This is a genomic window from Rhizorhabdus histidinilytica (assembly GCF_900167915.1).
Classification (GTDB): domain Bacteria; phylum Pseudomonadota; class Alphaproteobacteria; order Sphingomonadales; family Sphingomonadaceae; genus Rhizorhabdus; species Rhizorhabdus histidinilytica.
This window is the reverse complement of record NZ_FUYM01000005.1, coordinates 241,653-265,925: the sequence shown is the minus strand read 5'-3', so window position 1 is coordinate 265,925 and position 24,273 is coordinate 241,653. Positions and strand designations below refer to the sequence as shown.

Sequence of the window (24,273 nt, the reverse complement as noted above, 5' to 3'; positions counted from 1 at the left end):
GGGCGATTCGCAGTGCCCGGCAACAGCCGCGCTTCAGCTCAGCGGGACGCTGTCATATTGCACCGGCGCGCCGATCGCGGCGTTGGCGAGGGTGCCTTCCCACATCACGCGGTGGCCGCGGATGATCGTGCCGACCGGCTTGCCGGTGATCCCCATGCCGGTGAAGGGTGACCAGCCGCAGCGCGAGGCGAGCCAGTCCTGCTCGATCGTCCAGCGCGCCTTGAGGTCGACGACGGTGAAGTCGGCATCGTAGCCGAGCGCGATCCGGCCCTTGGTGCGCAGGCCGAACACCCTTTGGGGCCCCGCCGAGGTCAGCTCGATCAGGTGCTGGAGCGACAGCCGCCCGTTGGCGACATGGTCGAGCATCAGCGGCAGCAGCGTCTGGACGCCGGGCATGCCGCTCGGCGACGCCGGGTAGGTCCTGGCCTTCTCCTCGATCGTGTGCGGCGCATGGTCGGAGCCGAGCACGTCGGGCACGCCCTGGCGCAGATAGTGCCACAGCCCGTCGCGGTGCGCGCCCGATCGGATCGGCGGGTTCATCTGCGCATAGGTGCCGAGCCGGGGATAGGCCTCCTCGCCCGCCAGCGTCAGATGCTGGGGCGTCACCTCGCAGGTGGCGATGTCCTTGTTCTCTGCGATCAGCGCCAGCTCGTCGGGGGTGGTGATGTGGAGGATGTGGATCTTGCGCCCCGTCTCGCGCGCGATGCGGAGGATGCGGCGGGTGGCGAGCAGCGCGCTCTCGTCGTCGCGCCACACCGGATGGCTCGCCGGATCGCCCTCGACCCGCTCGCCCTGCCGCGCGATCATCCGCTCCTCGTCCTCGGCATGGATCGCGACGCGGCGCCGGCCCGATCGCAGCACGCGGGCGAGATGCTCGTCCTCGGCGACCAGCAGGCTGCCGGTCGACGATCCCATGAAGATCTTCACGCCAGCGGTGCCGGGCAGCATCTCGAGCTCGGCCAGCGCCTCGGCATTGTCGGCGGTCGCCCCGACATAGAAGGCATGGTCGCACCACATCCGGTTCCTGGCGCGGGCGAGCTTGTCGGCGATCGCCTCGGCCGAATCGGTATTGGGCTTGGTGTTCGGCATCTCGAACACGGCGGTGACGCCGCCGAGCACTGCCGATCGGCTGCCCGATTCAAGGTCCTCCTTCGCCTCCAGCCCCGGCTCGCGGAAATGGACCTGACTGTCGATCACGCCCGGCAGCACGTCGAGGCCGGTGCAGTCGATCGTCTCGCCGGCATCGCCCGCGACGCCGATCCCGGCGATCTTGCCGTTCCTGACCCCGACATCGGTCCGAAGGGGGCCGCCGACGGTCCATATGGTGCCGTTCCTGAGGATCATGTCGTAGCTGGGCATGGCGCTTTCCTTTTCGTCGCCCGCTTCCTACCTTCGCTCCATGTCCGGCACCACCCTTTCCGACCGCGCGCTGATCCGTCTTTCGGGACAGGGCGTGCGCGACTTCCTGCAAGGCCTCGTCACCAGCGACGTGGCGGGGCCGCTGCCCGTCTGGGCGGGGCTGCTGACCCCGCAAGGCAAGGCGCTGTTCGACTTCATCGTCTGGGCGGACGGCGACGACCTGCTGATCGACTGCGAGGCGGAACAGGCCGACGCGCTGGCCCGGCGGCTGACGCTCTACCGGCTGCGCAAGCCGATCGCGATCGCGCGCGACGAGGGGCTCGCCGTCCACTGGGCGCCCGACGGCGAGCAGGGCATGCCCGATCCGCGCCTGGCCGCGCTCGGGCGGCGCTGGATCGCGCCGGCCGACGGTGCCGCCGAGGGCTGGCACGCGCATCGCCGCGCGCTCGGCGTGCCCGAGGGCGTCGCCGAGCTCGGCTCGGACAGGAATCTCTGGCTCGAATGCAATGCCGACCTGCTGAATGGCGTCAGCTTCTCCAAGGGCTGCTATGTCGGGCAGGAGAACACCGCCCGGATGAACTGGCGCGCCAAGGTCAACCGGCGGTTGGTGATGCTGCCCGACGGCACGGTCGAGCGGCGGCAGGTCGACGGCCTCGATCCGGCGCTGATGCCCGGCTGGATGAAGGACGGACTGGCGGAGAAGGCCTAGCCGGCCGCGTTAGGCGGTGCGCTCGCGGTCGGCGCGATCGATCGCGAGCAGCGAGATGCCGCGCGTCTCGGTCATGACCAGTGCCGAGACCAGGCTGATCGCCCCCGCGCCGGCGACGTAGAGCGCGATCGGCTGCCAGCTGTCATAGGCGCGCAGCAGCGCGGCGCCGATCAGCGGCGCCCAGGAGCCGGCAAAGATCGCCGTCACCTGATAGCCCAGCGACACCCCGGAATAGCGCATCCGCGTCGGAAACATCTCGGTCAGGATCGCGGGCTGCGGCGCGTACATCAGCGCGTGGACCGCCATGCCGATCATGATCCCGGCGAGGATGATCGGCGCCGCGCCGGTGTCGAACAGCGGGAAGGCGACGAACGGCCAGGCGATGGTGAGCGCGGCGCCGGCGATATAGACCGGCTTGCGCCCGATCCGGTCGGCGAGCCGCCCGATCGACGGGATCAGCACGATGTGCAGCAGGTGCGCGCAGAACAGCAGCGCCAGGATCTCGGTCGTGTCGACGCCGATATGGGCGAGATAGGTGATCGAGAAGGTGACGACCATATAATAGAGGATGTTCTCCGCCACCCGCAGGCCCATCGCGGTGAACACCCCGCGGGGATAGTGGCGGAACACCTCGGCCACGCCATAGCCGGCGTCGGCGCGCTGCTCGGCCTCGGCCTTCGCCGCCTCGAAGATCGGCGAATCGCTGACCTTGGTGCGGATATAATAACCGACGCCGACAATGATCACCGACAGCCAGAAGCCGACCCGCCAGCCCCAGGCGAGGAACTCGCCCTCGCTGAGCGTCGCCGACAGCAGCAGCAGGACGATCGTCGCGAGCAGGTTGCCCATCGGGATGCCCGCCTGCGGGAAGCTGCCCCAGAAACCGCGGCTGCGATTGGGGCTGTGTTCGGTGACGAGCAGCACCGCGCCGCCCCATTCGCCGCCCAGCGCGAAGCCCTGTACGAAACGAAGCAGCACCAGCAGCAGCGGCGCCCAATAGCCGATCGTCGCGAAGGTCGGCAGGCAGCCCATCAGGAAGGTCGACGTACCGATCAGGACGAGGCTGAACTGGAGCAGCGACTTGCGGCCGATGCGGTCGCCGACATGGCCGAACACGATCCCGCCCAGCGGCCGGGCGATGAAGCCGACCGCATAGGTGCCGAAGGCGGCGATGATGCCGTCGAGCTCGTTGCCGGTCGGCGGGAAGAACAGCTTGCCGAACACCAGCGTCGCGGCGGTGCCGTAGAGGAAGAATTCATACCATTCGACGACGGTGCCGGCCATCGACGCGCCGACGATCTTGCGGAGATAGGGAAGGTCGGCGCTTTGCTCGTGTTGCATCTTGATCGGCTCTCCCCTCGCGTCGGACGATCTGTAGGGCGTCGATGCGCGTTGGGCCAGAGCCGCCTCAGGCGGCCTGCAACGCCTCGTCGAGCCAGCCATGTTCACGGAGCAGGGCCACCCGGTTGCGCGCCACCGGTACCCGCAGCCCGTTGACCAGGATCAGGCCGACCGAGCGCCCGTCGCGTTGCCAGCCACGCACCGCGTCGCGCGCCACCCACCAGGATCGGTGGACCTGCAGCCCGCGCCGATCGTCGAGAGCCTCGACGATGTCGCGCAGCACCCCATGGTGGAGGACCGATCGGCCATGCAGGTGGATGCGGACATGATGATCCTCCATCTGCAGGCACAGCGCGTTGGCGAGGAGATGGTCGGGCCGCTCCGGGGCGGGGGCGCGCGCTTCCGCCGGCGGCGCTCCGCCAGCCATGGTCCGGCCGCGCCACGCGGCGAGCAGCCGCGTCCGGCCGAGCTCGATCCAGAGCAGCCCGGCCATTGCCGGCAGCGCCACGACGACCGTCAGCCCATACCATTCCAGCGTGCGCATTCCCGCCGCCCGCACCGGCCAGAACAAATGGGTGCCGATCGCGCCAAGCATCGCCAGCGGCACGCAGGCGATCAGGATGACCGTGACCCCCGAGAAGAGCGGCGGAAGCCCCCGGCGCGGCCCCAGTGCCAACGCCGCGACGACGCAGGGCCAGAGCAGCACGCTGCCGAGCCAGAACAGCAGCGTCCAATAGGCGATCCGGGTGAACAGGTGCGAGGCATAGCTGCCGAAGGGGCCGATCAGGCCGAATTCGAGCCCGGCCAGCGTCGCCCATCCGAGCACGCTCGCCCAGCGTTCGGGGCGCTTGAGGAGGTCGTCCAGCTCCATCGGCGTTTCTTGTGCCAAGCGCCGCGCCGGGGCAAGAGCCAAGCACATGCGTCCTGCTGGACCATCGGCCCGTTCGCCCGTTGGCGAAGCAATGCTCGCCGGATTCCAGATCATCACCTACCTGCGACCTTCGAGTCGGCGGCCGTTTCCTTTTCCCCGGACATTGCTCCAAGCAGCTCCGGCGAGGATCGGACGGAGCCGGCCGATGCGGGCGAGGAACAGGGCGGCGGTCGGGCCTGGATCGGGCCGGCTGGCTTCCTCCTCGCCGGGCGGGCGGCGGCGGTGCCTCTGGAGGTGACGCCCCGCCGCCCGCCGCTCCGCTGACGGTCGCGATCCATGGCGGAGACGCCGGCCGTGTCGCACGGCCGTCGGAACGCGCCGAGCTGACCGTGATTCCGATGACGCGGGGGCGCTGCTGGAAACGCAGCGGCTATGCCGGCGGCCTCACCCCGGCGCCTTGACCGTCATCAGCGCAAGGGCGGATTGAAGGCCCAGTTCACTGGTCGCGGCGATGAGGATCGGGGGGTGGTCCCCCAGCGCTTCATGAGGGTCGTTGAGGAAAGCGATCGCGACCGCGCGACTGGGGAAATGGACCAGCGCGGTGCGGATCAGCCGCGTCCGGCGGTCGGCTTCCTCCCAGGCGGGAGGATCGAGGGCGAGCCTGCGGACAAGCCAGCCGGTCTGCCAGGCACCGCTGGGTGGGGCGGAGCGCTGACGTCCCGGCTGCGGCATCAGGCCACGGGCCGGGGGAACAATCGCGGTTCGTCGTTCAGGAGGCTTGCGATGCGAGCGGAATGCAGCCGCGCCAGCTCCTCATGGACCCGGCGCGCTTCCACGAGCGGTGAAGCGAGCGCCATGGCGAGGCATTGCTGCCGGCGCGAACGATGGAAGGCGAGGTCGGACTGCGGCATGGAGAGATGCCCCTTTCTCGTCGAATCCCCCGATCCGATGGGGCGAGCATAGTGGCCGGCCGGGCGCCGTCCTTGTCATAGATTAGGAAAAAGCCGCTTTATTTTCGGGCGGAACGGATAGGCGGCGGCGATGCAGGCCCGCCGGCCATGACGAGACGCGCGTCATAATGTCGAAGTCCAGCTTGCTGATCTGATGCCCGGTCAGGAAAGATCGCCGGGACGTCGTCTTTGGTCGAACCGGCCGGGCAGCAATCATGTCTGTGCTCCGGTCCGTCTGCATCATGGGAAACGCCTGTCGGTACCTTGCCAGTCCAGCCCTGTTGGCGTACCGGAGCGCCCGTCAGTCCGAGGCCGAATTAACGCCGTTTGGCGCCGTTTGCGCCAGGCTCCGTGCACTTCAGGAGGTTGGGAACATTATGAGCATCTACCTGGATTATCTCGCCGAAATCGAAAGCAGGAAAATTCAGGGACTTGCGCCCAAACCGATCGACGATGGCGGCCTCATCTTCGAGATCATCGCCATCATCAAGGATGCCGGCAACGAGCACCGGGCCGATGCCCTCAAATTCTTCATCTACAACACGCTGCCCGGCACGACGAGCGCCGCCGCGGTCAAGGCCGGCTTCCTGAAGCAGATCATCCTGGGCGACGTGGTCGTGCCGGAGATCACGCCGGCCTTCGCGCTCGAGCTGCTGTCGCACATGAAGGGCGGCCCGTCGGTCGAAGTGCTGCTCGACATCGCTCTCGGCGATGCTCCCGCGATCGCCACGCTGGCGGGCGAGGTGCTGAAGACCCAGGTCTTCCTCTACGACGCCGACATGCACCGGCTGAGCGAAGCCTTCAACGCCGGCAACGCCATCGCCAAGGACATCCTCGAAAGTTACGCCAAGGCGGAATTCTTCACCAAGCTTCCCGAGGTCGAGGACGAGATCAAGATCGTCACCTTCATCGCCGGCGAAGGCGATATCTCGACCGATCTCCTGTCCCCCGGCAACCAGGCGCATTCGCGCTCGGACCGTGAGCTGCACGGCCAGTGCATGATCTCGCCCGAGGCGCAGCAGGCGATCGTCGCGCTGAAGGCGCAGCACCCCGACAAGCGCGTGATGCTGATCGCCGAGAAGGGCACGATGGGCGTGGGCTCGTCACGCATGTCGGGCGTGAACAATGTGGCGCTGTGGACCGGCAAGCAGCAGAGCCCCTATGTGCCTTTCGTCAATTACGCACCGGTCGTCGCGGGAACCAACGGCATCTCGCCGATCTTCGCGACCACCGTCGACGTGACCGGCGGTATCGGCATCAACCTGAAGAACTGGGTCAAGCAGACCGGTCCGGACGGTAATCCGATCCTGAACAATGACGGCAATCCGGTCCTGGAGGAGAAATTCTCGGTCGAGACCGGCACCGTCCTCAAGATCGACGTCAAGAACAAGAAGCTGCGCAGCGAAGACGGGGCGGAACTGGTCGACATCGCTGCTTCGTTCACCCCGCAGAAGATGGAGTTCATGAAGGCCGGCAGCTCCTATGCCATCGTCTTCGGCAAGAAGCTCCAGACCTTCGCTGCCCGCACCCTCGGGATCGAGCCGACTCCGGTGTTCGCGGCGAACAAGGAAATCACCGTCGAGGGCCAGGGCCTGACCGCGGTCGAGAAGATCTTCAACCGCAACGCGGTGGGCGTGACGCCGGGCAAGGTGCTGCACGCGGGTTCGGACGTGCGCGTCAAGGTCAACATCGTCGGCTCGCAGGACACCACCGGCCTGATGACCGCGCAGGAGCTCGAGGCGATGGCGGCGACCGTCATCTCGCCGCTCGTCGACGGCGCCTATCAGTCGGGCTGCCACACGGCATCGGTGTGGGACAAGAAGGCGCAGGCGAACATCCCGAAGCTCATGTCCTTCATGAACAATTTCGGCCTGATCACCGCCCGCGACCCGAAGGGCGTCTATCATCCGATGACGGACGTGATCCACAAGGTGCTGAACGACATCACCGTGGACGACTGGGCGATCATCATCGGCGGCGACAGCCACACCCGCATGTCCAAGGGCGTGGCCTTCGGCGCGGATTCGGGCACCGTCGCTCTGGCGCTCGCCACCGGTGAGGCGACCATGCCGATCCCGCAGTCGGTGAAGGTCACCTTCAAGGGCAAGATGCAGCCGCATATGGACTTCCGCGACGTGGTGCACGCCACCCAGGCGCAGATGCTCGCCCAGACCGGCGGCGAGAACGTCTTCCAGGGCCGCGTGATCGAAGTCCATATCGGCACGCTGCTCGCCGACCAGGCGTTCACCTTCACCGACTGGACGGCGGAGATGAAGGCCAAGGCCTCGATCTGCATTTCGAACGACGAGACGCTGATCGCCTCGCTGGAGATCGCCAAGGCGCGCATCCAGATCATGATCGACAAGGGCATGGACAACGCCGCCGGCACGCTGGCGAACCTGATCGCGAAGGCGGATACGCGCATCGCCGAAATCCGCCTGGGCGAGAAGCCGGCCCTGGCGCCTGACGCCAATGCGAAATATTTCGCCGAGATCGTCGTCGACCTCGACCTGATCGACGAGCCGATGATCGCCGATCCGGACGTGAACAACCCCGACGTCTCGAAGCGCTACACCCACGACACGATCCGCCCGGTGTCCTATTATGGCGGCGCCAAGAAGGTCGACCTGGGCTTCATCGGCTCGTGCATGGTGCACAAGGGCGATATGAAGATCCTCGCCCAGATGCTCAAGAACATCGAGGCGGCGGAAGGCCGGGTCGAGTTCAAGGCGCCGCTCGTCGTCGCTCCGCCGACCTACAACATCGTCGACGAGCTCAAGGCCGAAGGCGACTGGGAAATCCTGCAGAAATATTCGGGCTTCGAATTCGACGACGAGAATCCGAAGTCGGCCAGCCGGACCGAGTATGAGAACATCCTCTATCTCGAGCGTCCGGGCTGCAACCTCTGCATGGGCAACCAGGAGAAGGCCGCGAAGGGCGACACCGTCCTCGCCACCTCGACCCGCCTGTTCCAAGGCCGCGTCGTCGAGGACAGCGCCAACAAGAAGGGCGAGTCGCTGCTGGCGTCGACCCCGGTGGTGGTGCTGTCGACGATCCTCGGCCGCACGCCGAGCGCCGACGAGTACAAGGCGGCCGTGGACGGGATCGACCTGACCAAGTTCGCACCGCCCCAGGCGGCCTGAACAGAGCGGGCCTGCCTCCTTCTCCCCTCCCGCTTGCGGGAGGGGCCGGGGAGGCCTCCGACGCCAAAGGTGAAGCGCGACTCATCGGGCCGCGCCCCCACCCCTAACCCCTCCCGCAAGCGGGAGGGGGATTATTCCTTCTTACGCGGCGAGCTTGCGCAGCACGTACTGGAGGATGCCGCCGTTGAGGAAATATTCGAGCTCGTTGACGGTATCGATCCGGCAACGGGTCTCGAAGGTCTCGGTCGAGCCGTCGGCGCGGGTGAGCTTCACGCTGACGGTCTGGCGGGGGCGCAGGCCGGCGACATCCTCGATCGTGAAGGTCTCGGTGCCGTCGAGCTTGAGCGTGTTGCGGTCGACGCCTTCCGCGAACTGCAGCGGCAGCACGCCCATGCCGACCAGGTTCGAACGGTGGATGCGCTCGAAGCTCTCGGCGATGACGGCGCGGACGCCGAGCAGGTTGGTGCCCTTCGCCGCCCAGTCGCGCGACGATCCGGTGCCATATTCCTTGCCAGCGACGACGACGAGCGGGGTGCCCTCCTGCTTGTACTTCATCGCCGCGTCGTAGATCGCCATCACCTCGCCCGAGGGGATGTGCTTGGTCAGGCCGCCCTCGATGCCGGGGATCATCTGGTTCTTGATGCGGATGTTGGCGAAGGTGCCGCGCATCATGACCTCATGGTTGCCGCGGCGCGCGCCGTAGCTGTTGAAGTCGGCCTTGGTGACCTGGTGCTCGGTCAGGTAGCGGCCTGCCGGGCTGTCGACCTTGATCGAACCGGCCGGGCTGATGTGGTCGGTGGTGATCGAGTCGGCGAAGATGGCGAGCGGGCGCGCCTCGACGATGTCCCGCACCGGGGCCGGGGTCATCGACATGCCTTCGAAATAGGGCGGGTTGGCGACATAGGTCGAGCCCGCGCGCCAGGTGTAGGTGTCCGACCCCTCGACGTCGATCGCCTGCCAGTTCTTGTCGCCCTGGAAGACATTGGCGTAGCGGCTGGCGAACATCTCGCTGTCGATCGCGGCGGCGACGGTGTTGGCGACCTCCGCCGTGGTTGGCCAGATGTCCTTCAGATAGACCGGCTTGCCGTCGGTCGAGGTGCCGATCGGATCCTGGGTGATGTCCTTGGCGGTGGTGCCGAACAACGCATAGGCGACGACCAGCGGCGGCGACGCCAGATAGTTGGCGCGGACGTCGGGCGAGACGCGGCCCTCGAAGTTGCGGTTGCCCGAGAGGACCGCCGAGGCGACGAGGTCGTTGCCGTTGATCGCCTTCGAGATCGGATCGGGCAGCGGGCCCGAATTGCCGATGCAGGTGGTGCAGCCATAGCCGACCAGATTGAAGCCGATCGCGTCGAGGTCCTTCTGGAGCCCGGCCTTCTCGAGATAGTCGGTGACGACCTGCGACCCCGGGGCGAGCGAGGTCTTGACCCACGGCTTGGCCTTGAGGCCGAGCGCGTTCGCCTTGCGGGCGACCAGCCCGGCGGCGACCAGGACGGACGGGTTGGAGGTGTTGGTGCAGCTGGTGATCGCGGCGATCACCACGTCGCCATGGCCGAGGTCGAAGTCGGTGCCCTCGACGGCGACGCGCTTGTCGCTCTCGTCGCCCTTCTTGTAGCCGGTCGCCAGTTCGCTGTTGAAGCCTTCGTCGACGGAGGCGAGCAGGACGCGGTCCTGCGGGCGTTTCGGGCCGGCGAGGGACGGCTGGACGGTCGACATGTCCAGGTGCAGCGTGTCGGTGAACACCGGATCGGGCGCCGTCGCGTCGCGCCAGAAGCCCTGTTCCTTGGCATAGGCCTCGACCAGCGCGACATTCTCGGCCGAGCGGCCGGTGAGGCGCATGTAGACGAGGGTCGCGTCGTCGATCGGGAAGAAGCCGCAGGTGGCCCCATATTCGGGCGCCATGTTGGCGATGGTCGCGCGGTCGGCCAGCGACAGCGCGTCGAGGCCGGGGCCGTAGAATTCGACGAAGCGGCCGACCACGCCCTTGGCGCGCAGCATCTGGGTGACGGTCAGCACCAGGTCGGTCGCGGTGATACCCTCGTTGAGGGTGCCCGACAGCTTGAAGCCGACGACCTCGGGGATCAGCATCGACACCGGCTGGCCCAGCATCGCCGCCTCGGCCTCGATGCCGCCGACGCCCCAGCCGAGCACGCCCAGGCCGTTGATCATGGTGGTGTGGCTGTCGGTGCCGACGCAGGTGTCGGGATAGGCGACCTCGACGCCCGATCCGTCGGCCGAGCTCCACACCGCCTGGGCGAGGTTCTCGAGGTTGACCTGGTGGCAGATGCCGGTTCCGGGGGGGACGACCTTGAAGTTGTTGAGCGCCTTCGAACCCCAGCGGAGGAACTCGTAGCGCTCGCCGTTGCGGGCATATTCGAGCGCGACATTCTCGTCGAACGCCTTGGGGTTGCCGAAGCTGTCGACCATCACCGAATGGTCGATGACCAGGTGGACGGGGACCAGCGGGTTGATCTTCTGCGCGTCGCCGCCGAGCGTGTTCATCGCGTCGCGCATCGCCGCGAGGTCGACGACGCAGGGAACGCCGGTGAAGTCCTGCATCAGGACGCGGGCCGGACGATACTGGATCTCCCGCTCCGACGTGCGCTCCTTCTGCCAGTCGACGATCGCCTGGACGTCGTCGGTGGTGACGGTGGTGCCGTCCTCGAAGCGGAGCAGGTTCTCCAGCAGCACCTTCATCGAGAAGGGCAGGCGGGAGATGTCGCCCAGTTTCTCGGCCGCCTTGGCGAGCGAGTAATAGGCGTAGTGCTTGCCGTCGACGTTGAGGGTGGAACGGGTCTTGAGAGTGTCCTGACCGACGGCCGTCATGGCTGAGCCCCTATGCTGCGATTGCGAGAGTCGAGCTGGGATATAGCGACGGGGGACTAGCAGTAAAAGTGTCCCGGCGGTCGATGATGTGGACGCGCGCCGTCCCGGCGGCGCTATCGCATCCGCTATCGCCGCCCACCTATGGGACGAAAGGAAGGGCGGGACCCTGTCCGGACGAGTCGCTCCTCAGGCGGTGGAAGGTCAGGCGGCCTCGATCGGCCGGCCCAGATCGGCGAAGGCCTGCGCCACCGCCTGCGCGCTCGACAATATGCCCAGCGCCCGGTCGACGCCGCAGAGCTGGCGGAGGCGCCGGTGCGCGGCCGCCGGCTGCTCGCGCGCCGTCGCGACCGCGCCGAGCAGGATCGATTCCGCGAGCGTCATCCGACAGCAGCAGGACGGCGCGATCATGATCGAGCGCTGCGAGGCGCGCGCCAGTTCCGCCATCAGCGCGCGGGTGAGCACCAGCGGGCGGCGGAAGGACAGGCCGAACGCGCCGATCAGCAGGCTGACCGCATAGGCGTCGCCCAGCCCGCCGACGCCCATCCGGCGCACCGTCTGCAGGAACAACAGCGCGCCGCTGTCGTCGGGCGCGCCATGGGGCAGCAGGCTGGCGGTCGATGCGGCGGTTCCGTCGGACATGCACTTCTCTCCCTCTCGGCGAGCGGAGAAGAGCATGTTTGATATTGCGAGTCAATCGCAATAAAATGCTGCGGTGCGACTGAATGGGGTGGTGCCCTATCCCATCGTCATTCCCGCGAAGGCGGGAATCCACCAGGCCGCCTGGTCGTGTCTCTGTTGGTTCGGAATATGTTCGCCGATGGATTCCCGCCTTCGCGGGAATGACGGGGAAGGGGGAAGAGATATGTCACCCTGGCGGAGGCCGGGGTCTCGGGGAGAGGAGGCGAGGTCGGGGAAGGCGCCGACCTCAGTCGATCACCGTCCCGTTGGCTTCCAGCGCCTTGCCCGCGAGGTAGAGCGAGCCGCCGATCAGCACCATCGGCGGGACGTCGCCGGCGCCGGCCGCGATCGCCGCGAGGGCGTCCTCGAAGCCGGTCGCGGCGTCGGCGGCGAAGCCGGCGAGGCGGGCGGTGTCGGCGAGGGCGGCGGGCGCGTGATGCTCGTGGCCCGGCACCGGCACCATGTGGAAATGCGCCGGCACCCGGCCCATCGCGGCGAGGAAGCCGCCCGCATCCTTGTTGGCGAGCAGGCCGAGGACGATGTGGAGCGGCCGATCGGGCGCGACATGGCCGCGCAGGAAATCGCCGATCACCCGACCCGCCGAGGGATTGTGGCCGCCGTCGATCCACAGGTCCGATCCGGGCGGCAGCCGGTCGAGCAGCGCGCCGCCGCGCAAATGCTGGAGCCGCGCCGGCCAATCGGCCCAGCCCATCGCCGCGCGCAGCGCCGAGGCGGGAATCGCGATCGCGTCCTGGTGGCGCAGCATCGCCACCGCCAGGGCGGCGTTCATCGCCTGATGCTGGCCGGCGAGCCCGGGCAACGGCAGGTCGAGCTTGCCCTGCGCATCGCGATAGTGGAGCCGGCCCTGATAGGCGGCGGCGTCCCACGAGCCACCCTTGACATGCCATTCGGCGCCGGCCTCGCGGACCGCGCGGCCGATCTCGTTGGCGACGGTGGCGGGATAATGAAGGGTCAGGATCGGCACGCCCGGCTTGGCGATACCGGCCTTCTCCGCCGCGATCGCCTCGATCGTGTCGCCGAGGAAGCTCTGATGGTCGAGCCCGAGCTGGGCGATGCCGCAGACCAGCGGATCGGCGATGACATTGGTCGCGTCAAGCCGGCCGCCGAGCCCGACCTCGACGATGCAGGCGTCGGCGGGGGTGCGGCTGAAGGCCAGGAAGGCGGCGGCGGTCGTCACTTCGAAGAAGCTCGCGCCGATCCCTTCCGCCACGTCGAGCACCTCGGCGAGCAGTGCGGCGAGCGCGGCGTCCTCGATCAGCGAGCCGGCGATGCGGATGCGCTCGTTGAAGCGGATCAGGTGCGGGCTGGTGAAGACGTGCGCGCTCATCCCGGCCGCCTCGATCGCGGCGCGCAGATAGGCGCAGGTCGATCCCTTGCCGTTGGTGCCGGCGACGTGGAACACCGGCGGCAGCGCGCGTTCGGGATTGCCGAGCCGATCGCACAGCCGTGCGATCCGGTCGAGCCCGAGGATGTCGGCGCCGGGCGACAGCCGCCACAGCCGGTCGAGCTGCGCCTGGACGGCGGGATCGGTGGAGACGGCGTGGTCGGGCATTACACCCCCTCCCTTTCAAGGGAGGGGGCTGGGGGGTGGGTGACGTCGCAGGATAGGGCGGGCCGTCGCTCCGACGGCAACCGATTCACCCACCCCCTGACCTCCTCCCTTGAAAGGGAGGGGGAAGTCACGCCGCCTTCTTCCCCGGACAGAGATAGTCGATCAGCCGCGCCAGCTCGGCGCGCAGGTCGTGGCGCTTGACGACCATGTCGAGCATGCCGTGCTCGAGCAGATATTCGGCACGCTGGAAGCCCTCGGGCAGTTTCTCGCGGATCGTCTGCTCGATCACGCGCTGGCCGGCGAAACCGATCAGAGCGCCCGGCTCGGCGATCTGGATGTCGCCGAGCATCGCGTAGGAGGCGGTGACCCCGCCCGTCGTCGGATCGGTCATCACGACGATATAGGGCAGGCCCGCCTCGCGGAGCTGGGCGATCGCGACGGTGGTCTTGGGCATCTGCATCAGCGAGAGGATACCCTCCTGCATGCGCGCGCCGCCCGCCGCGGTGAAGATGACATAGGGGCACTGGTCGGCGATCGCCGCCTGGACGCCCGCGACGAAGGCGGCGCCGACGGCGAGGCCCATCGACCCGCCCATGAAGGCGAAGTCCTGCACGCCGACGACCGCCTTGAACCCCTCGATCGTGCCGCGCGCGTTGATCAGCGCGTCCTGTTCGCCGGTCTTGGCGCGCGCCTCCTTCATGCGGTCCGTGTAGCGCTTCGAATCGCGGAACTTGAGCGGGTCCTCGCGCACCTGCGGGGCGGGCAGCAGCGTGTAGACGCCGCCGTCGAAGAGCTGGTCGAAGCGCGCGTCGGGGCCGATCCGGCCGTGATGGCCGCATTTCGGGCAGACCGACAGATTCTCCTCATACTCCTTGGCGAAGATCATCTGCTGGCACGACGGGCATTTGTGCCAGAGATTGTCCGGGCTCTCGCGCTTGGCGATGAACGGGATCTTCTTGCGGACGCTGTCGAGCCAGCTCATGCGGCCTTCTCCTGGGCGGCGCGGCGCAACGCCGCGCTGAGGGTGGCGGTGAATTCGCGGACCGGGCCTGCGGCGGCGGCGCCATGCTCGCCGATCAGGTCGACGATCGCCGAACCGACGACGACGCCGTCGGCGACCCGGCCGATCGCTTCGGCCTGCTCGGGCCCGCGCACGCCGAAGCCGACCGCGACCGGCAGGTCGGTCGCCGCCTTGAAGCGCGCGACCGCCGCCTCGATGCTGGCCTGTCCGGCCTGCTGCATGCCGGTGATCCCTGCCACCGAGACATAATAGAGGAAGCCCGACGCGCCCTCCAGCACCACCGGCAGCCGTGCCGCGTCGGTGGTCGGGGTGGCGAGGCGGATCGGGGCGACCCCGGCCGAGCGCAGTGCCGGGCCGAGCGCGCCGTCCTGCTCGGGCGGGATGTCGACGCAGATCACCCCGTCGACACCGGCGCGGGCGGCCTCGGCGGCGAACCACTCGGGCCCGCGCCGGACCATCGGATTGGCATAGCCCATCAGCACCAGCGGCACCGACGGGTGGCGCTCCCGGAAGGCGGCGGCGATCGCCAGCAGGTCGGCGGTGGTCGTCCCCGCGCCGAGCGCGCGGAGGTTGGCGCGCTGGATCGCCGGGCCGTCGGCCATCGGGTCGGTGAAGGGCATGCCCAGCTCGATCACGTCGGCGCCGCCCGCGACCAGCGCGTCGAGGATCGGCCCCATGTCGGCCGGGGTCGGATCGCCGCCGGTGACGAAGGTGACCAGTGCGGCCCGCCCCTCGGCGCGGGCGCGGGCGAAGGCGTCGGACAGGCGGCTCATCGCTCCCACTCCCCTTCAGGGGAGGGGGCCGGGGGGTGGGGGAGAACGGAAGAGGCTCGCGACTTCGTCACTCGCGACCCACCCCCGGCCCCTCCATTGAAAGGGAGGGGGGAAAGAAGAAGATGGCTCATATCTCAACCCCCAGCGCGGCGGCGACGGTGAAGATGTCCTTGTCGCCGCGGCCCGACAGGTTGAGGACGATCAGCTGGTCCTTGCCCATGGTCGGGGCGAGCTTCTCGACCGCCGCCAGCGCATGCGCCGATTCGAGCGCGGGGATGATCCCCTCGAGCCTGGCGAGTCGCTGGAAGCTGGCGAGCGCCTCGGCATCGGTGACGGGGTGATATTCGGCGCGGCCGATCTCGTGCAGCCAGCTATGCTCGGGGCCGATCCCCGGATAGTCGAGCCCGGCCGAGATCGAGTGCGCCTCGGTGATCTGGCCGTCGTCGTCCTGGAGCAGGTAGGTGCGGTTGCCGTGGAGCACGCCCGGCGATCCACCGGCAAGGCTGGCGGCATGCTTGTCGGTGTCGAGTCCTTCGCCCGCCGCCTCGACCCCGATCATCCGCACCCCGGCGTCGTCGAGAAAGGGGTGGAACAGGCCGATCGCGTTGGAACCGCCGCCGACCGCCGCGATCAGCATGTCGGGCAGGCGCCCCTCCGCCTCCAGGATCTGCGCGCGCGCCTCATGGCCGATCACCGACTGGAAGTCGCGGACCAGCTCGGGATAGGGGTGTGGGCCGGCCGCGGTGCCGATGATGTAGAAGGTGTCGTGGACGTTCGCGACCCAGTCGCGCAGCGCCTCGTTCATCGCATCCTTGAGCGTCTGCGCGCCCGAGGTGACGGCGTTCACCTCGGCGCCGAGCAGCTTCATGCGGAACACGTTGGGCTGCTGCCGCGCGACGTCGACCGCGCCCATGAAGATGGTGCAGGGCAGGCCGAAGCGCGCCGCGACGGTGGCGGTGGCGACGCCGTGCTGGCCGGCGCCGGTCTCGGCGATGATCCGCGTCTTGCCCATGCGGCGGGCGAGCAGGATCTGGCCGATGCAGTTGTTGATCTTGTGCGCGCCGGTGTGGTTCAGCTCCTCGCGCTTCAGGTAGATCTTCGCCCCGCCCAGATGCTCGGTCAGCCGCTCGGCAAAATAGAGCGGGCTCGGCCGTCCGACATAGTGACGCATCAGGTCGTCGAGCTCGGCCTTGAAGGCAGGGTCGGCCTGCGCCGCGCGATATTCGCGCTCGAGGTCGAGGATCAGCGGCATCAGCGTCTCGCTGACATAGCGTCCGCCGAACTGTCCGAACTGGCCGTGCTCGTCGGGACCGTTCCTCAGCGTATTGGGACGCGGGCTGGTATTTGGGGCGTTCATAATGTCGCGACCCGTTGAAGGAAGGCGGCGATCTTGTCCACCGCCTTGATGCCCGGCGCGCTTTCGACGCCCGAGGAGATGTCGATCAGCCGGGCACCGGTGCGGCCCGCCGCATCGGCGACGTTGTCGGCGTCGATCCCGCCCGACAGCGCCCAGCGCTGCGGGTGGCGGAAGCCGTCGAGCAGCGCCCAGTCGAAGCGCAGCCCCATGCCGCCGGGCAGGGTGCCCTCGGGCGTCTTGGCGTCGTAAAGGATCAGGTCGGCGACCGGACGATACCGCGCGGCAGCGTCGAGATCGGCGCGGGTGCGGACGGGCACGGCCTTCCAGACCGCGATGCCGGGGTGGCGCGCGCGCAGCGCGGCGAGCCGCTCGGGCGGTTCCTTGCCATGGAGCTGGATCGTGTCGACCCCGCCGATCCGGATCGCCTGGTCGACCACCGCCTCCTCGGGATCGACGAACACGCCGACCCGGCCGACATGGCGCGGCAGCCGCATCGTCAGCGCCGCCGCCTGCTCGAAGCTGACGTGGCGCGGGCTTTTCGGGAAGAAGACGAAGCCGGCATGGCTGGCGCCGTGGCGTACGGCGGCGTCCACCGTGTCCGGCGTCGAAAGCCCGCAGATCTTGGCGGTCACGCGCTGCATGGCGCGCATGTCGGCCCGTCCTGGCGCCGCGTCAACCTCTGTCGATGGCGCCTGCCCCCCGAATCGTCATTCCGGCGAAGGCCGGAATCCCACTTTTCCTTCTTCGGTACGGGAAGGCAGGGGAGATTCCGGCTTTCGCCGGGATAACGGGGGAGAGGGTCACTCCTCGACCAGCTCGCTCTCGATACAGCCGAGCCAGCCGAGGCCGCGATAGGTCTCGTAGCCGGGGGTCAGCGCGAAGGCGACCAGCTTGCCGCCCTGGCTGTAATAGCCGCTGTCGCGTCCGTCGGTCTGGAGCGGATAATGGCCAGTGCAGATGCCCTGTCCGTCCGACGCGGCGATGATGCGATGGCCGGCGTCGAGCAGCATCAGCCGCGAGGTCGCGCGCTCGGCCGGCGACAGGCCGATGCCGTCGAGCACCGCCGCCGCCTGCGGCGCCCAGTCGAAGAAGATGCCGAGCGCGCCGATCGCGGTGCCCCGGCTGTGGCCGCCGGCGCGGACCGCGGTCGAATAGGTCGCGACCTGGGCGCCGCCGAGGGTCGGGTTGGCGGCGATGTCGCAGACCCGGAATTCGTCGCCGGTCCTGGTGGTCATCGCGGCACGGAACCAGTCTTCGTGCGAGACGTCCTGGCCGATCGCGCCGGGATAGCGGTCGGGGCGTCCGGTCGCGATCACCCGGCCACTGCGGTCGGCGATCCACAGGTCGAGATAGACGGTGTAGGAGCGCAGGATCGTCGCCAGCCTTTCGGTGGCGTGGGTGACGGTGGCGCGGGTCGGGTCCTCCAGCACCTGCGTCACCGAGCTGTCGGTCGCCCACCAGCGCACGTCGCATGAACGTTCGTAGAGGTTGCGATCGACGATCTCGACCGCCGAGCGGGCGAGGTCGGTGTGGCGGGTGCCCTTGAAGTCGACGAGCATCTGGCTGCCCGCGGTGCGCAGCGAGGCGATGTTGGAGGCGATCGCCGAGCGCAGCTCGCCGCCGATCCCCGAGATCGCGTTGGCGAGCGCTCCGAGCTCTTGCGCGACCACCGAAAAGGCGCGGCCCGCCTCGCCGGCGCGGGCGGCCTCCAGCCGGGCGTTGATCGCCAGCATGCCGGTCTGCTTCATAACCCGGTCGATGCGATCGACCTTCTCTTCCGTGACGCGCGAGACCTCATAGGCCAGGCGCAATATGTCGTCCTGCATGCGGGGTCCCCCCGATTCGACCTCGTTTGCGGCACCCTCCGCATCATGCGGATGGCAATTGGCTGCTCTTTCGGTGGAACATGTGGGTGGAAATGGTGAATAATCGGTAAGTGGGAGTCGGAAATCCGGCTGGAAACCGCCATTCGCCGCGCTGCAATATGGAGAATCGATCGATGACGGAGGCCAAAGCCGCCTGGAACGCCCTTCGCGACACCCCGGCGACCAGCCTGACCGAGCTGTTCACCAACGAACCCGACCGGCTCTCGCGGCTGTCGATGGAAGAGGCCGGCATCCTGTTCGACTTCTCCAAGACGCACCTGTCGGCGGCGCTGATCGACCGCTTCGCTGCACTGGCCGAGGCGAACGACTTCGCCGGGCGGCGCGACGCGCTGTTCGCAGGGGCGGTGGTCAACGTCACCGAGGGCCGCGCCGCCGAGCATCCCGCCGAGCGTGGCCAGGGCGCCCCCGACAGCGTCGCCCGCGCGCGGGGCTTCCACGCCCGGATGCGCGGCATGATCGACGCGATCGAGGCCGAGGTGTTCGGCCCGATCCGTCATATCCTCCATGTCGGCATCGGCGGATCGGCGCTCGGCCCGGACCTGCTGGTCGACGCGCTCGGCCGCGATGCCGGCCGTTACGACGTCGCCGTCGTCTCGAACGTCGATGGCGCCGCGCTCGACGCGGTGTTCCGCCGCTTCGATCCGCAGGCGACGCTGCTCGTCGTCGCCTCGAAGACCTTCACCACCACCGAGACGATGCTCAACGCCCGCTCGGTGCTGAGCTGGATGGAGGAGGACAATGTCGAGGACCCTTATTCGCGGGTGATCGCGCTGACCGCTTCGCCCGAGAAGGCGGTGGAATGGGGGATCGACGAGACCCGCATCCTGCCCTTCTCCGAAAGCGTCGGCGGGCGCTATTCGCTATGGTCGTCGATCGGCTTCCCGGCCGCGCTCGCGCTCGGCTGGGACGCGTTCGAGGAACTGCTGGAGGGCGCGGCGGCGATGGACCGCCATTTCCGGCTGGCGCCGCCCAGCACCAACATCCCGCTGCTCGCGGCCTTCGTCGACCAATATTATTCGGTGCTGCGCGGTGCCGAGACGCGCGCCGTCTTCGCCTATGACGAGCGGCTGCGACTGCTGCCCGCCTATCTCCAGCAGCTCGAGATGGAATCGAACGGCAAGGGGGTGAAGGCCGACGGATCGCCGGTCGACGGCCCGACCGCGGCGATCACCTGGGGCGGTGTCGGCACCGACGCGCAGCATGCGGTGTTCCAGCTCCTCCACCAGGGCACGCGGCTGGTGCCGGTCGAGTTCGTCGCGGCGATCGAGCCCGACCACGTCCTCGACGACGCGCACCACCGCACCCTGCTGGTCAATTGCTTTGCGCAGGGCGCGGCGTTGATGGCGGGCCGCGACAATGGCGATCCGGCGCGCGCCTATCCCGGCGACCGGCCGTCGACGACGATCCTGCTCGACCGGCTCGATGCCCGTCGGCTCGGCGCGCTGATCGCTTTCTACGAGCATCGCACCTTCGCCAATGCGGTGATGCTCGGGATCAACCCGTTCGACCAGTTCGGCGTCGAGCTTGGCAAGGAGATCGCGAAGTCGATCGAGAGCGAAGGCACCGAGCGCTTCGACCCCTCGACCCGTGCCCTGATCGCCCGCGCGCTGGGCTAGGGCGGCCAGCTTCGTCGCGGGGAACGCGTTCGATCACTGTCATCGGCAGGATCGGTTTGCGCCCGCGCGCCGCAACCGCCATATCGACCCCGTCTCAAGCGGAGGAATGCGGGCCGATGGCCGAGTTCGACTATGATCTGTTCGTGATCGGCGCCGGTTCGGGCGGGGTGCGTGCGGCGCGCGTCGCCGCCGCCTATGGCGCGAAGGTGGCGGTGGCGGAGGAGCATCGGGTCGGCGGGACCTGCGTGATCCGCGGCTGCGTGCCCAAGAAGATGCTCGTCTACGGGTCGCACTTCGCCGAGGACCTGCACGATGCGGCGCGTTACGGATGGGAGCTGGGCGACATCCGCTTCGACTGGAAGACGCTGCGCGACAACGTCAATGCCGATGTCGACCGGCTCGAAGGGCTCTATACGAACACGCTCGACAACAACAAGGTCGAGCTGTTCCACGAGCGCGCGACGGTTTCCGGTCCCAACGCGGTGACGCTGGCGAGCGGCCGGACGATCACCGCCCGCTTCATCCTGATCGCGACCGGCGCCTGGCCGGTAGTGCCCGACGTGCCCGGCGCCGAGCATGGCATCACCTCGAACGAGGTCTTCTACATCGACGAGCTGCCCAAACGGGTGGTGATCGCCGGCGCGGGCTATATCGCCAACGAGTTCGCCGGCATCTTCCATGCGCTCGGCAGCAAGGTGACGGTGGTCAACCGCTCGGACCAGATATTGCGCGGCTATGACGAGCAGATCCGCGACCGGCTGTTCCAGATATCCACCCAGAAGGGGATCGAGTTCATCTTCAACGCCAGCTTCGAGAAGGTCGAGAAGCGCGAGGACGGTTCGCTCTGCGTCCATTTCAAGGACCATCCGAAGTGCGACACCGACCTGCTGCTGTTCGCGATCGGCCGCAGCCCCAAGACCGGCGGCCTCGGCCTCGAGGCGGTCGGCGTCGAGCTCAACGACAAGGGCGCGATCGTCGTCGACGAGGACAACCGGTCGTCGGTGCCGTCGATCTACGCGGTCGGCGACGTCACCGACCGGGTCCAGCTCACGCCCGTGGCGATCCGCGAGGGGCAGGCCTTCGCCGACACCGTGTTCGGCGAGAAGCCGCATCGCGTCGACTATGGCGCGATCCCGAGCGCGGTGTTCAGCAATCCGCCGATGGCGGGCGTCGGCCTGACCGAGCGCCAGGCGCGCGAGCAGTTCGGCACGGTCAAGGTCTTCACCTCGGACTTCCGCCCGATGCGGAACGTGCTGGCGGGCCGCAACGAGCGATCGCTCTACAAGCTGGTGGTCCATCCGGAGACCGACGTGGTGCTCGGCATCCACATGATCAGCCCTGACGCGCCCGAAATCCTCCAGGCCGCGGCGATCGCGGTCAAGGCCGGCCTCACCAAGGCGCAGTTCGACCAGACCATTGCGCTCCATCCCTCGATGGCCGAAGAGCTGGTGCTGATGAAATAGGCGGGACTCGGGGGGGCAGCCGTCGGAATGAACGCAGGACTTTCAACGGGACAGCCGCGTCGCCTGCTGATCGCGACCAACCATCTGCAGCATCTGGCGGGGTCCGAGGTCGTCGCCCTCGAAACCGCGCAACACTTCGCCGCCAGGGGATGCGACATCACCGTCTTCGCCAACTGGGCGGCGGCGCCGATGGCGGAGCTGGTCGCGGCGGCCACCGGTACCCCGGTGATCACCGATCCCAACCGGATTCGGCCGTTCAGTTACGATATGGCCTATGTCCAGCATCAGGTGCTGGGCCTGTTCGACTATCGGCCGGGCGACGACGAACGGCCGGCGACCCGGATCGTGGCCGGCCGGCTGTCGCGGCGATCCTATCTGGAAAGCGGCGGCTGGCTGCATGACCGGATCCTCGTCGACCATGTCCTCGCCAATTCGGCGCTGACCGCGGAGCATCTTGCCAGGGTCGGCTATGATGCCCCGACCACCGTGTTCCACAATGCCGCGCCCGACGATTTCTTCCGGCCGTTCACCGAGAAGCCGGCAATTCCGCACCGCATCCTCGTGGTCAGCAACCATCTCGATCCGGCGCTGGCCGACGCCATGATGCGGTTGCGGCCGGACATCACCGTCGATCATGTCGGTGAAGCCGGCGGCCGGGTCACGCTGGTGACGCCCGCGATGATCGCCGGGGCCGATCTCGTCATATCGATCGGCAAGACGGTGCCCTATGCGCTGGCGAGCCATGTGCCCGTCTATGTCTACGATCATTTCGGCGGACCGGGCTATCTGGATGCGGACAATGTCGACGCGGCGGCCCGCTATAATTTCTCCGGGCGCTGCTGCGAACGCAGGCTGTCGGGGGCGCAGATCGCGGCGGAGATCGTGGGTTCCTACGCCAAGGGCGTCGCCTTCGCCCGTGAGCCGCGCCAGGCCTGGCTCGAACGCTTCCGCCAGCCGCCCTATCTCGACCGGCTTTTCGATCCGCCGCTCGCGAGCAATGCCGAGAAGCGGCGCCGACTCATCAAAACCGCGTTCATCGCCCAGGAACGGATGCTCGCCTGGCACGTCCGGAAAAGCCACGTCCAGTGCGAGACGCTGGCGCGGCAGGTCGCGGCCCTCGAGCAGCGGCTGCAGGCCATGGAGCCGGAACGGCCAGCCGCCTGATCAGCTCCTGACCGGAAGCCCCGCGGCCCGGAGCGCCGCATGCGCTTCCGCCACGCTGTGCTGGCCGAAGTGGAAGATCGAGGCGGCGAGCACCGCGCTGGCGCCGCCCTTGGTCACCCCCTCGACCAGATGGTCGAGATGGCCGACCCCGCCGCTCGCGATCACCGGCACCGGCACCGCATCGGAAATCGCGCGGGTGAGCGCCAGGTCATAGCCGTCGCGGGTGCCGTCGCGGTCCATCGACGTCAGCAATATCTCGCCCGCGCCCAGCGACGCGAGTCGCCTGGCATGGTCGACCGCGTCGATGCCGGTCGGCTTGCGGCCGCCATGGGTGTAGATCTCCCATTTGCCGGGGCCGACGTTGCGCGCGTCGACCGCGCCGACGACGCATTGCGCACCGAAGCGCTCGGCCATCTCGGCGCACAGCTCGGGCCGCGCCACCGCCGCCGAGTTGACCGCGACCTTGTCCGCGCCGGCGAGCAGCAGCGCGCGGGCGTCCTCGGGCGTCCGCACCCCGCCGCCGACGGTCAGCGGCATGAAGCAGACCGCCGCCGTCCGCGCGACGACGTCGAGGATGGTGCCGCGTCCCTCATGGCTGGCGGTGATGTCGAGGAAACAGAGCTCGTCCGCCCCCGCCGCGTCATAGACCCGCGCCTGCTCGACCGGATCGCCGGCATCGGCGAGGTCGACGAAGTTGACGCCTTTGACGACCCGCCCGCCGGCGACGTCGAGGCAGGGGATGACACGGACCCGGACGGTCATCGCGGCGTATCTTTCCCTTGGGCCACCCGGAGGGCCTCGGCCAGATCGAGCCGGCCGTCGTAGAGCGCGCGGCCGGTGATCACGCCTTCGATGCCGTCCCCGGCATGCGGGACCAGTGCCTCGATATCGGCGATGCCGGCGACGCCGCCGCTGGCGATCACCGGGATGCTGGCATGGCGGGCGAGGGCGACGGTCGCCTCGACGTTGCAGCCCTTGAGCAGCCCGTCGCGGCCGACGTCGGTGAACAGCAGCGAGGCGACCCCGGCATCGGCGAAGCGGTCGGCGAGGTCGGTGATGCTGACGGTCGACACCTCGGCCCAGCCGTGCGTCGCGACATAGCCGTCGCGCGCGTCGACGCCGACGACGATCCGGCCCGGCAGCGCCTTCGCCGCCTCACGGACCAGATCGGGATTCTGCAGCGCGGCGGTGCCGATGATCACCCGCTCGACGCCGAGCGCCAGCCAGCGGTCGATCCCGGCGCGGTCCCGGATGCCGCCGCCCAGCTCGACCTTGCCGGGGAAGGCTCGGATGATCGCCTCGACCGCCTCGGCATTGACCGCGCGGCCGGCGAAGGCGCCGTCGAGGTCGACGACATGGAGCCATTCGGCGCCGGCTTCGGCGAAACGGCGCGCCTGGTCGGCGGGGTCGTCGCCATAGACGGTGGCACGGTTCATGTCGCCCTCGGCAAGGCGGACGACCTGGCCGCCCTTCAGGTCGATCGCGGGAAAGACGATGATGCTCACGCGTGGAACCCTATTGCGTCACCCCGGCGGAGGCCGGG

21 protein-coding genes are annotated in these 24,273 nt (G+C 68.5%); 5 read left to right on the top strand and 16 right to left on the bottom strand.

The genetic code is table 11. The features are described from left to right. Positions 1-33: 33 nt before the first annotated feature. Positions 34-1,359 carry a dihydroorotase gene (locus tag B5X82_RS13155; RefSeq protein WP_079648612.1) on the bottom strand — a complete coding sequence of 442 codons (1,326 nt, stop codon included), beginning with the start codon at positions 1,357-1,359 and terminating at the stop codon, positions 34-36. Positions 1,360-1,399: 40 nt separating this feature from the next. Here B5X82_RS13155 and ygfZ point away from each other — a divergent pair, with 40 nt between their 5' ends. Further along, positions 1,400-2,068 (top strand): CAF17-like 4Fe-4S cluster assembly/insertion protein YgfZ, encoded by a 669-nt coding sequence (ygfZ, locus tag B5X82_RS13150; protein WP_079648772.1) that lies wholly within the window; start codon positions 1,400-1,402, stop codon positions 2,066-2,068. A 9-nt stretch (positions 2,069-2,077) separates the two neighbouring features. Here ygfZ and B5X82_RS13145 read toward each other — a convergent pair whose 3' ends face one another. From B5X82_RS13145 to B5X82_RS26380, 5 genes are all read right to left on the bottom strand, one after another. After that, a complete protein-coding gene (locus B5X82_RS13145) occupies positions 2,078-3,409 on the bottom strand; it encodes an MFS transporter (protein WP_079648611.1) in 1,332 nt (443 codons plus the stop codon). 67 nt (positions 3,410-3,476) lie between these two features. Continuing rightward, positions 3,477-4,280, bottom strand: a complete 804-nt coding sequence (locus tag B5X82_RS13140) for a LytTR family DNA-binding domain-containing protein (RefSeq protein WP_176152554.1) — start codon at positions 4,278-4,280, stop codon at positions 3,477-3,479. A gap of 444 nt (positions 4,281-4,724) precedes the next feature. Further along, positions 4,725-5,012 carry a hypothetical protein gene (locus B5X82_RS13135; RefSeq protein ID WP_079648609.1) on the bottom strand — a complete coding sequence of 96 codons (288 nt, stop codon included), beginning with the start codon at positions 5,010-5,012 and terminating at the stop codon, positions 4,725-4,727. Beyond that, complete coding sequence (locus B5X82_RS13130; protein WP_079648608.1) at positions 5,012-5,191, bottom strand: hypothetical protein; 180 nt, start codon at positions 5,189-5,191, stop codon at positions 5,012-5,014. Before B5X82_RS13130 ends, B5X82_RS13135 begins: the two co-directional genes overlap by 1 nt. A gap of 82 nt (positions 5,192-5,273) precedes the next feature. Beyond that, complete coding sequence (locus B5X82_RS26380; RefSeq protein WP_139385101.1) at positions 5,274-5,474, bottom strand: hypothetical protein; 201 nt, start codon at positions 5,472-5,474, stop codon at positions 5,274-5,276. A 133-nt stretch (positions 5,475-5,607) separates the two neighbouring features. Between B5X82_RS26380 and B5X82_RS13125 the strand changes: the two genes are divergently transcribed. After that, positions 5,608-8,373 (top strand): bifunctional aconitate hydratase 2/2-methylisocitrate dehydratase, encoded by a 2,766-nt coding sequence (locus B5X82_RS13125; protein ID WP_079648607.1) that lies wholly within the window; start codon positions 5,608-5,610, stop codon positions 8,371-8,373. A gap of 141 nt (positions 8,374-8,514) precedes the next feature. On the opposite strand, the gene acnA is transcribed toward B5X82_RS13125, so the two are convergent. The 8 genes from acnA to B5X82_RS27245 all read right to left on the bottom strand — a co-directional run bounded on the left by acnA (position 8,515) and on the right by B5X82_RS27245 (position 18,427). Further along, entirely contained in the window at positions 8,515-11,199 is a 2,685-nt protein-coding gene (gene acnA, locus B5X82_RS13120) for an aconitate hydratase AcnA (protein ID WP_079648606.1), read from the bottom strand. 201 nt (positions 11,200-11,400) lie between these two features. After that, complete coding sequence (locus B5X82_RS13115) at positions 11,401-11,838, bottom strand: DUF6628 family protein (RefSeq protein ID WP_079648605.1); 438 nt, start codon at positions 11,836-11,838, stop codon at positions 11,401-11,403. Between the two features lie 286 nt (positions 11,839-12,124). Beyond that, entirely contained in the window at positions 12,125-13,450 is a 1,326-nt protein-coding gene (locus tag B5X82_RS13110) for a bifunctional folylpolyglutamate synthase/dihydrofolate synthase (protein ID WP_079648604.1), read from the bottom strand. 127 nt (positions 13,451-13,577) lie between these two features. Next, on the bottom strand, positions 13,578-14,432 hold the full coding sequence (gene accD, locus B5X82_RS13105; protein WP_079648603.1) for an acetyl-CoA carboxylase, carboxyltransferase subunit beta: 855 nt from the start codon (positions 14,430-14,432) through the stop codon (positions 13,578-13,580). Continuing rightward, positions 14,429-15,244 (bottom strand): tryptophan synthase subunit alpha, encoded by an 816-nt coding sequence (gene trpA / locus B5X82_RS13100; RefSeq protein WP_079648602.1) that lies wholly within the window; start codon positions 15,242-15,244, stop codon positions 14,429-14,431. Before trpA ends, accD begins: the two co-directional genes overlap by 4 nt. A gap of 127 nt (positions 15,245-15,371) precedes the next feature. Next, complete coding sequence (gene trpB, locus B5X82_RS13095) at positions 15,372-16,601, bottom strand: tryptophan synthase subunit beta (protein WP_079648601.1); 1,230 nt, start codon at positions 16,599-16,601, stop codon at positions 15,372-15,374. Further along, a complete protein-coding gene (locus B5X82_RS13090) occupies positions 16,598-17,251 on the bottom strand; it encodes a phosphoribosylanthranilate isomerase (RefSeq protein WP_079648600.1) in 654 nt (217 codons plus the stop codon). The genes trpB and B5X82_RS13090 overlap by 4 nt, the downstream gene beginning before the upstream one ends. A 150-nt stretch (positions 17,252-17,401) precedes the next feature. Then, positions 17,402-18,427, bottom strand: a complete 1,026-nt coding sequence (locus tag B5X82_RS27245) for a cache domain-containing protein (RefSeq protein ID WP_079648599.1) — start codon at positions 18,425-18,427, stop codon at positions 17,402-17,404. Between the two features lie 173 nt (positions 18,428-18,600). On the opposite strand from B5X82_RS27245, the gene pgi reads away from it, so the two are divergent. The 3 genes from pgi to B5X82_RS13070 all read left to right on the top strand — a co-directional run bounded on the left by pgi (position 18,601) and on the right by B5X82_RS13070 (position 22,730). After that, positions 18,601-20,103: a glucose-6-phosphate isomerase gene (gene pgi / locus B5X82_RS13080; RefSeq protein ID WP_079648771.1), complete on the top strand. Its 1,503-nt coding sequence runs from the start codon at positions 18,601-18,603 to the stop codon at positions 20,101-20,103. 116 nt (positions 20,104-20,219) lie between these two features. Next, complete coding sequence (gor, locus tag B5X82_RS13075) at positions 20,220-21,566, top strand: glutathione-disulfide reductase (protein WP_079648598.1); 1,347 nt, start codon at positions 20,220-20,222, stop codon at positions 21,564-21,566. Positions 21,567-21,593: 27 nt separating this feature from the next. Continuing rightward, positions 21,594-22,730, top strand: a complete 1,137-nt coding sequence (locus tag B5X82_RS13070; protein ID WP_079648597.1) for a glycosyltransferase family protein — start codon at positions 21,594-21,596, stop codon at positions 22,728-22,730. On the opposite strand, the gene hisF is transcribed toward B5X82_RS13070, so the two are convergent. Next, the gene (gene hisF / locus B5X82_RS13065) at positions 22,731-23,492 is read right to left on the bottom strand and encodes an imidazole glycerol phosphate synthase subunit HisF (RefSeq protein ID WP_079648596.1); all 762 of its coding nucleotides are present in this window, start codon (positions 23,490-23,492) and stop codon (positions 22,731-22,733) included. It lies immediately after the preceding gene. Beyond that, positions 23,489-24,235, bottom strand: a complete 747-nt coding sequence (hisA, locus tag B5X82_RS13060; protein ID WP_079648595.1) for a 1-(5-phosphoribosyl)-5-[(5-phosphoribosylamino)methylideneamino]imidazole-4-carboxamide isomerase — start codon at positions 24,233-24,235, stop codon at positions 23,489-23,491. Before hisA ends, hisF begins: the two co-directional genes overlap by 4 nt. Positions 24,236-24,273 lie beyond the last annotated feature (38 nt).